Consider the following 6850-nt stretch of genomic DNA (forward strand, 5'->3'; position numbering starts at 1 on the left):
GGGTGGGGAGGCCGGTTCGGGGGCGGCCCGCCCCTCGGCTGTGGTCATGTGCTCCGTGGTCCCCTGGTCGTCGTGTGCTCGATGGCTGCCGTGGATCGGTGGGTCGGCCCTGGGTCAGGGTAGTCAGGGCCCGGGGGCACGCGACCATGGGATATGGCTTTTGGTGCGGTGTGCCCGATTCTCTCGGCAGGCCATCGGTAAGCCTAGCCTCACTCAGCGTGGGCCGCCGACGTGATGCCCATCCCTCGGCCGCACAGGGGAACGGACGCCGGCGGCGCCCCGAGGCCCGACCCGCGCACCGGGTCGCCCCGAGGGCATGACGGTGACCCGGTGTGCGGCCGAAGGCCGGACGTCACCATCGACCGGAAGTCGCCGGAGGGCGGTTCTCGGACCGTTCTCCCTGGCCAGGGCATGCGCGTCCACCTCGACCGCGCCGGCGTGCATCCCGGGTGCTCCCCACCGGACCGACGTCGACCCGGCCCACGGGACCCACGGCCACCCCGGTCCGCGGCGTACACCACGGCCCCTCGGTTCACAGCAACGTGAAAACCACGCTAGCCTGGTCAAATCATGCTTAGGCAAGGCTAAGCTTAATACAATGCAGCGAGGTCCTATGAACCCCGGTCCGTCCACCCGTTTCGGCATGATCGCCGCCGGTGCCCTGTCCACCGTCCTGCTCGCCGCCTGCGGCGGCGGTGACGCGGACTCCTCCGCGTCCTCCGGCGCGACCGCCGAAGGCTACCCTCGCACCGTCGAGACCCTGTTCGGTGACGTGGAGATCGAGGACCGCCCCGAGAACGTCGTCGCGATGGGGTGGTCGGACGCGGAGACCGCCCTGGCCCTGGGTGTGCAGCCGGTGGGCGTGGCCGACTGGCAGGCCTACGGCGAGCCCTACGTCGGGCCCTGGGCCGCCGACCTGTTCGACTCGGCACCGGACGAGGTCGGCACCATGGAGCCGAACCTGGAGGCGATCGCCTCCCTGGACCCGGACGTCATCCTCGACACCCGCTCCGACAACTCCCAGGAGCGTCACGACCTGCTGTCCCCCGTCTCACCGGTGGTCGGTCCGCCGCCCGGGGTCGAGGTCACCTACGGCACCACCTGGCAGGACCAGACCCGCCACGTCGCCGAGGTCCTCGCCGAGGAGGAGCGCGGTGAGGAACTCGTCACCGAGCTCGAGGACCGCTTCGCGGAGCTGCGCGAGGAGAACCCGGACTTCGCCGACATGACGATCGCCGTGGGCGCCTACTTCGACGGTCAGTACGGCGCCTACGTGCCCGGTGACACGCGCGCGGACGTCCTGACCGAGCTCGGCTTCACGTACAAGCCGGAGCTGGAGGAGCGGGCCGAGGGCACGTTCTACGTCGACCTGAGCTCGGAGCTCGTGGAGGAGCTGGACGCCGACCTCACCGTGGTCTTCCCCATCGGCGACACCGCCGACTTCCTCAACGAGGACCCGGTCCTGCAGGGCATCCCCTCCGCCGAGGACGGCCGCCTGATCGTCCTGGAGGACCCGGAGCTGGGCAACGCCTTCTCCAGCGGCTCCACCCTGGGCGTTCACCACGCCCTGGACGAGATCGTCCCGCTCATCCAGGAGACCCTGGAGGACTGATCCCCTCCGAGAACCCCGAGGGGGCGTCCGCCGGTCGGCGGACGCCCCCTCGTGCGTCGGTGCGGCGCCCTCAACCCGCCCCCACGACCTCGTGGTGACGGCCGATGGGCAGCATCAGCGGTTTGCCCGAGGTGGGGTCGGTGATGATGCGGCTGCGCAGCCCGAACACCACCTCGACGGTCTCGGGCGTGAGCACCCGCTCCGGTGCCCCCTCGGCGTGCAGACGACCCTCGGCCAACGCGACGAGGTGGTCGGCGTAGCGCGCGGCGAGGTTGAGATCGTGCAGCACCAGCACGATCGTGGTCCCCAGCAACCGGTTGAGGTCGGTGAGCAGGTCCAGTACCTCGACCTGGTGACTGACGTCGAGGAACGTGGTGGGCTCGTCGAGCAGCAGCAGGTCCGTGCGCTGGGCCAGGGCCATGGCGATCCACACGCGCTGGCGCTGACCACCGGACAGCTCGTCCACGGGCCGGTCGACCAGCTCGGCGGTACCGGTCGCTTCGAGCGCCTCGGCGACGGCCTCGTCGTCCTGGCGACTCCACCGGGACAGCACCTTCTGGTGGGGGTGACGGCCGCGCCCGACCAGGTCGCCGACGGTGATGCCCTCCGGGGCGATCGGTGACTGCGGCAGCAGACCGAGCGTGCGGGCGACCTCCTTGGGCGACATCCGGTGGACCTGCTTGCCGTCCAGCAGCACCTGTCCGCCCTTGGGCGCCAGCAACCGCGACATCGACCGCAGCAGGGTCGACTTGCCACAGGCGTTGGCTCCCACGATCGCGGTGATCCGGCCGGGCGGGATGGCCAGGTCCAGGGTGTCGATGACGACCCGGTCCTGGTACCCCAGGGTCAGGCCCTCGACGAGCAGCGAGTGGTCCGTGGTCACAGGGAGCCTCCGGCGCGGTTGGTGCGGACGATGAGGTAGACGAGGTAGGGGGCACCGAGGACGCCGGTGACCACGCCGACCGGGTAGCGGGTGCCCAGCAGGAACTGACCGACCAGGTCGGCGACCAGCACCAGAAGCGCGCCTACCAGTGCCGACGGCAACAGCAGGGAGCCGTTGGGCCCCACGAGGCGGGCGGCGATGGGACCGCACAGGAACGCCACGAAGGCGATGGGCCCGGCAGCGGCCGTGGCGAAGGCGATGAGTCCCACGGCCGCGGTGATCGCGAGCAGCCGGGTCCGGTCGACCGGCACCCCCAGGGCGGAGGCGGTGTCGTCCCCCAGCGGGAACAGGGCCAGGTCGTCGGCCTGGGAGAGCAGCACGGGCCCGATGATCACCAGCGCGAACACCACCGGCAGGACCTGGTTCCAGTCCGTGCCGTTGAGGCTGCCGGTGAGCCAGCGCATCGCCTCCTGCAGGTCCCAGTCGGGCGCCTGGTCCAGGACGTAGGCCACCACGCTGTCGAGCATGGCCGCCACACCGATCCCGATGAGGATGAGCCGGGTGCCGGCCACCCCGCCGCGGAACGACAACAGGTACACGAGCGTGGACACGCCCAGCGCGGCGACGATCGCCACCACCGACACCGCCGTGCCGCTCAGACCGAGCATGACGATCGCGAAGACCGCGGCGGCGCTCGCCCCGGAACTGATCCCGATGATGTCGGGGCTGGCCAGGGGGTTGCGCAGCATGGTCTGGAAGGTGACACCGGCGAGCCCGAAGCACATCCCCGCCACCACGGCGAGCACCGCGCGCGGCAGGCGCAGACGACCCACCGTGAAGGAGGCGCCGGGCACGTCCTGACCCAGGACGACCCGCCACACGTCACCGGGCGGGTAGAAGGTCCGGCCGACCATGAGCGTCAGGGCGAACACGGCGACGATGAGCACGGCCAGCACGACGATGACCGTGGCCCGTCTGCGCGCACGGTGGATGCGGCCCCGGGTCACGGTCACGAGGGTGGACCCGGCGGTGGCAGGGGACGTCATCACAGGGCACGGACCTTCTGACGGCGGACGATGTAGATGAAGAACGGGGCGCCGACCAGCGCGGTCACGATGCCCACGTCGATCTGGGCGGGTCTGGCGACCACACGGCCGACGATGTCGGCGGCGGTGAGCAGGGTGGCCCCGCCCAAGGCGGAGAAGGGGATGAGCCAGCGGTGGTCGGGGCCCACCAGCAACCGGCACACATGCGGCACGACCAACCCGACGAAGGCGATGGGTCCGGTGACGGCGGTGGTGGCCCCGCACAGGACGACGGCGCCCAGGGAGGCCGTCCCCCGCGCCAGGGCGACGCGTTCACCGAGACCGGCGGCGAGATCGTCGCCCAGGGCCAGCATGTTGAGCCCGCGCGCACAGACCAGGCACAGGGCGAAGCCCACGGCGACGAAGGGGAGGATCTGGGCGAGACCGTCGTAGCTTCCACCCCCCACCCCGCCGATCTGCCAGGAGCGCACTCCGCCGGCGATGTCGTTGCGCGGCAGCACGACGGCGGTGATGAACGAGGCCAGGGCGGCGGAGGTGGCCGTTCCGGCCAGGGCGAGCTTGAGCGGTGTGGCACCGCCGCGCCCCAGGGAGCCGATCACGTAGACGAACACGGCGCTGGCCCCGGCCCCGATGATGGCCACCCACACGAAGGAGGACGCCGAGGACAGGCCGAAGGTCGCGATACCGACGACCACGGCCAGGGAGGCGCCCATGTTGACGCCGAGGATGCCGGGGTCGGCGAGCGGGTTGCGGGTCACGCCCTGCATGACGGTGCCGGCCACGCCCAGGGCGGCGCCGGCGAGCACGGCGAGCAGGGTCCGGGGGATGCGTTTGGCGACGGAGGCCTCACCGAAACCCTCCGCCGATCCGCCGAGCGCGGCCACGATGTCGGCCCAGCCGACCTCGCGCGAGCCCACGGCGATGGAGGCGAACATCAGGGCGACCAGGGCCAGGAGCAGGACCGGGAGCCACAGGGCGCGCAGCCGCCGGGGCCGCCGCACGGCGGCGACCCCGGTGACCGGCGGAGTGTCCGTCGAGGTCACTGCGCCCCGTCCGCGGCGTCGGCGAGCAGGGAGACGTAGTCGTGCAGGACCCAGGAGATGGACAGCGGGGTGGGGTTGGCGGCGGTGCCCAGGGGGTCGTCGCCGGGCAGGCTCACCACGGCGCCGTTCTCGACGGCCGGCATCTGGGACAGCAGCGGGTCGCCCTCCAGGGCCTCGACCAGGTCCTCGCCGCCGTAGGTCACGATGATCTCGACGTCGTCGAAGGTGTCGGCCTGCTCGGCGGTCCGGGTGAGGGCGAACTGGTCGGTCTCGGCGGTGGCGTCGACGATGCTGGCGGGGGTCGCCATGCCCAGGTCCTCGAAGAACTGCGCCCGGGTGTCGTGGGCGGTGTAGAAGCTGACCTCGCTGAGGTCGGTGGTGTCCACGTGGGTGAGGAACATGGTGGACCGTTCCTCGATCTGGGGGTATTCCGCGGCGGCGGCCTCGATCTCGGCCTCCAGGTCGGTGATGAGCTCCCGACCCTCGTCCTCCAGGCCCAGGGCCTTGCTGTTGAACTCGATCATCTCGCGCCAGGCGGTGCCCCAGGGGGTCTCGGGGTAGGCGACGACGGGGGCGATCTCGCTGAGGGTGTCGTAGTCCTCCTGCGTCAGGCCGGAGTAGGAGGCCAGGATGACGTCGGGAGCGGTGTCGGCGACCGCCTCGAAGTCGACGCCGTCGGTCTCGTCGAACAGCACGGGCGTCTCGGCGTCGAGCTCGTCGAGCTTCTCCTCCACCCAGGGAAGGACGCCGTCGTCGTTGTCGTCACCGAAGTTGGCGAAGGCCATGCCCACGGGAACGACGCCCAGGGCGAGGGGTACTTCGTGGTTGGCCCAGTTGACGGTGGCCACACGTTCGGGCTGGGACTCGATGGTCGTGGTGCCCAGAGCGTGCTCGATGGTGATCGGCGTCCAGTCCCCGGAGGCCTGGGCCTCCTCGTCGGGGGTGTCCGACGAGCACGCCACGAGTCCGATCGCCAGCAGTGCGGCCGTGGAGAGGGCGGCCGACCTTGTCACGTGGCGCATGATGTCCTTTCGATTGTGGGGCGGGGCGCCCCGGATTCCGCACACCCCGACCCCATCGGGTTCATGACGAAGGGTTCTCATGACGTGACGTTCGGTCATGGCATGGGGGTAGGCCGAGAAGACATCCCGGCATCGCCCGCCGAAGCCCGCCCACACGAGGTAAGGATTGCCTAACCGAACTTAGAGCGAGAGTCGCGACCGTGCAATCGCGCAGATGTGACACGTATGTTCGCGAAACGGACAGAAACTCCGCACCGACACCCGGACGCCCACGTCGCCACGGGACGCCTCTACTGGGACCGGAAGCGCCCCGGACTCATCCCGGTGACCCGCCGAAAGGCCGTGCTGAAGGAGCTGGCGGAGCGGAAACCCACACGATCGGCGACCTCCTCGATCCCCTCCCCGCGGGCGAGCATGGCGATCGCGTGCTGGGCGCGGACCGACGCCGTCCACTGCGCGAAGCCCAACCCGGTCTCCGCGCGAAAGGCCCGCGTGAGGGTGCGCGAACTCACCCCGAGCCGGGAGGCCCAGGCGGCCAGGGTCGTGGTGTCGGCGGGGTTCTCGCGCAGGGTCGCCACGATCGGCCTCAGCAGCGCGGACTCGGGGAAGCGCAGGAGGAGTTCGTGTTCGGCCGGGACGATGAGGTCCAGCACCATCGACTCGGTCCTGGCGCGCGCGTCCGGCGCGATCCCCTCCTCGACCAGCCGGTCGAGCGACAACCTGAGCAGCGGGGTGATCTCGACCGCGACCGGCCGATCGGCCAGCGGCGCGACCTCCCGGACGCTGAACTGGGCCGCCCGGTGCCAGGTGCCGGCGGGGGTCCATCCCGAGTGCCGGACCCCCGCGGGGATCCACAGACCCACCGACGGGGTGACGGACCACACACGCGCACCGACGGTCGCCGATGAGGCGCCCCGCTCGTTCCAGAGCAGTTCGTGCGTGGGGTGGGAGTGCTCCTCCCAGAAGGTGTCGTGGGCGATGACCTCGTCGCTGCCCCACATGACGAAGGGCACGTCGATCTCCCCGGCGGTGTAACTGGGCAGCCGACGACTGTCGGAACCGGCGCGCCGGGCCGTACGGATGTCGGGTGCGGCCACGTCACCAGGGTACGCGGAGGCGGAACGGGGCGAAGCGGAACCGGGTTAGGATTAGAATGAAAACCGTTTTCATTGCCCTATTCGGGTCTCCCCCGTACGAAAGCGAGGACGGATGCGGCACGCCACCGCTCCACCCGACTCACCGCC

The 6850-nt window shown here is 70.9% G+C and carries 6 protein-coding genes; 1 reads left to right on the forward strand and 5 read right to left on the reverse strand.

Annotation, left to right across the window (positions count from 1 at the left end):
* Positions 1 to 613: 613 nt before the first annotated feature.
* A complete protein-coding gene (locus tag DSY14_RS26150) occupies positions 614 to 1612 on the forward strand; it encodes an iron-siderophore ABC transporter substrate-binding protein (protein WP_211719278.1) in 999 nt (332 codons plus the stop codon).
* A gap of 70 nt (positions 1613 to 1682) precedes the next feature.
* Here DSY14_RS26150 and DSY14_RS26155 read toward each other — a convergent pair whose 3' ends face one another.
* The 5 genes from DSY14_RS26155 to DSY14_RS26175 form a co-directional block, all read right to left on the reverse strand.
* Positions 1683 to 2495 carry an ABC transporter ATP-binding protein gene (locus DSY14_RS26155; protein WP_211719279.1) on the reverse strand — a complete coding sequence of 271 codons (813 nt, stop codon included), beginning with the start codon at positions 2493 to 2495 and terminating at the stop codon, positions 1683 to 1685.
* Positions 2492 to 3541: an iron chelate uptake ABC transporter family permease subunit gene (locus DSY14_RS26160; RefSeq protein WP_211719280.1), complete on the reverse strand. Its 1050-nt coding sequence runs from the start codon at positions 3539 to 3541 to the stop codon at positions 2492 to 2494. The genes DSY14_RS26155 and DSY14_RS26160 overlap by 4 nt, the downstream gene beginning before the upstream one ends.
* On the reverse strand, positions 3541 to 4584 hold the full coding sequence (locus DSY14_RS26165) for an iron ABC transporter permease (RefSeq protein WP_211719281.1): 1044 nt from the start codon (positions 4582 to 4584) through the stop codon (positions 3541 to 3543). The genes DSY14_RS26160 and DSY14_RS26165 overlap by 1 nt, the downstream gene beginning before the upstream one ends.
* Positions 4581 to 5606, reverse strand: coding sequence for an iron-siderophore ABC transporter substrate-binding protein (locus DSY14_RS26170; protein WP_211719282.1), 1026 nt, complete (start codon positions 5604 to 5606; stop codon positions 4581 to 4583). The genes DSY14_RS26165 and DSY14_RS26170 overlap by 4 nt, the downstream gene beginning before the upstream one ends.
* Positions 5607 to 5896: 290 nt before the next feature.
* A complete protein-coding gene (locus DSY14_RS26175; RefSeq protein ID WP_307851339.1) occupies positions 5897 to 6703 on the reverse strand; it encodes an AraC family transcriptional regulator in 807 nt (268 codons plus the stop codon).
* Positions 6704 to 6850 lie beyond the last annotated feature (147 nt).

Source organism: Nocardiopsis sp. MG754419, assembly GCF_018207095.1.
Taxonomy (GTDB): Bacteria; Actinomycetota; Actinomycetes; order Streptosporangiales; family Streptosporangiaceae; genus Nocardiopsis.